Annotated in this window: 1 protein-coding gene and 1 pseudogene; one reads left to right on the forward strand and one right to left on the reverse strand. The window is 75.0% G+C overall.

Features of this window, described 5'->3' with window-relative positions; translation table 11 throughout:
• Positions 1-179 precede the first annotated feature (179 nt).
• Positions 180-968, reverse strand: a complete 789-nt coding sequence (locus BG452_RS47875) for a GNAT family N-acetyltransferase (RefSeq protein WP_188308190.1) — start codon at positions 966-968, stop codon at positions 180-182.
• Between the two features lie 431 nt (positions 969-1399).
• Between BG452_RS47875 and BG452_RS33930 the strand changes: the two are divergent.
• Positions 1400-1922 (forward strand): annotated as a pseudogene (locus BG452_RS33930) (hypothetical protein); the annotation flags it as partial.

Raw genomic sequence — 1922 nt, forward strand, 5'->3', positions numbered from 1 at the left:
GACCGCTCCGGCGTCGAGCGCCGGGGTGCCGCTCGCCGTCGCCCCGATCGGCACCGCGACCGCCGCGGCGGCGGGCGGCCGGTAGCAGAGCGCCCCCGAAGCGGTCCGCGAGCCGAGGGCCCGGAACCAGCCACCGAACCGGGCCCGGGTCGGGCGCGCTCCCGCCGGTCAGCCGACGGTCAGGCGCGGTTCCACCAGCAGGTGGGGGCCTGCTCGGTGAACCCGAGCGCGCGGTAGAGCGGTTCGCCCGCCGAGGTGGCGACCAGGGTGGCCGGGCGCTCCGGGTGGGCATGCGCCAGGGCGGTCCGCAGCACGGCCCGGGCCACCCCACGACCGCGCTGGTCAGACAGGGTGGCGACCCAGTACACCCCGGTCGCGGCCCCGTCGTCGTAGGTGAGACAGGCGCCCGCCGGTACGCCGTCGACGCGGCCGATCCAGGCCCGGCAGCCCGGCTCGCGCGACAGCGATTCCGGGAACGCGCCACCGCGCGTCCAGGGCTGTCGGGCGGGCAGTGGGAAGCCGTCCACGACGGTCCGTTCGACCAGCGCGAAGGTGTCGCCGTCCAGCGCCTCATCGACCGTCAGGGCGCCGCCGCCGTGGGCCGGTGCGACGACGGGAAGCTCTGCGGACGCTCCCTCGACCGGGCCGGGCTCACGCGCCATCACCGGCATGATCGGCATCCGGACGGCCCCGAACCGGGTCAGGTCGAGCCCGCCGTACGGGTCCTCCAGGGTGAAGCGGATGGTCCTCCACGCGTCCAGCAGCGCCGCCAACTGCTGTTCCACATCGGCTGGTTCGACGTAGGGGCGGGTGACCACGAAGCGCTGGGAGTCGTCCGGGGTGCGGGCGCAGCGGACGGCCGTGAGGCCCGGTCGGACGTGGGAGCGCCAGCCGTGCGCACGGGCTTGGGCGAGCCAGAAGGCGGCGGCGTTGTCGTTGGCCTGTTCGAGCCGGCGGCCGGTGTTCACGGCAGGACGGTAGCCCTGCGGCGCCGGTGCCGGTCCGGCCGCCCTGGCACTGGCCGAATGAAGCCTGGGAGGCGCACGGCCGGCGCGCGTGCGCCCTCCCGTGCACCGCCGATTTTCGGTCAATTTCGTGCCGCGTCCTCCCTCTTGGGCAAATCCGCAGCCCAGACCCGCCTACCGGGCACCCGGAAGCCAGACACCCCAGGAACCGTCCCGCGACAACCAGCCACCGTTGCACCGGCCCTCTTCCCAGAAGGGTCGACGGGTGCCACGCTTCGTGATCGAATGCATCACGCCAAATTGCCATGTCGACATAGCGTCGGATGGTGAACTTGTCACAACGGCAACGGTCCACCCGATAGATTTCGATCTTGGCCAGCAGTGCCGCACCACCCACACCACACCACCGAGGGGGCTTGAGCGCCTTGAGCAGGGTGAGCAGGAGCGACGCGGGTCCTGACAGCGGCCAGGCGCCGGCCGGCACCACGAGTCGGCCCATCAGAAGCACCGGCACCTCCGCGACCGCCACCACCCGCGCCTCCGGCACCCCCGGCAACTCGGGCAACTCGGGCCCCGTCTCGCACTCCCCCTATCCGGCCGTGCCGTCCGCCGCCACCGGTCACACCACTGGCCACGCCGCCGAGCACGGCGGCCCGGCCCACGGCGGCCCCGCGTACGGCGGTCCGGCGCACGGGGGCCCGGGACAGTACGGGGCCCAGCCGATCCAGGGCGGGCACCCGAACCCGGCCGGACAGCCCGTCAGCCGAGGCACCGTCAGCCCGACCCAGGCCTACGGCGGCCCGGCGCAGTCCTACGGCGGCGACTACCCGGGGCACCCCGGTTACCCCGGGAACCCGGCCCACGCCGGGAACGCGGGCTACCCCGGCCACCCGGCCTACCCCGCCGGCGGCGCGGCCCCCGGACCGAACGGCGCCGGAGCCGGCCCGCTCGGCGGCG

Source organism: Streptomyces sp. CBMA123 (assembly GCF_014596465.1).
GTDB lineage: Bacteria > Actinomycetota > Actinomycetes > Streptomycetales > Streptomycetaceae > Kitasatospora.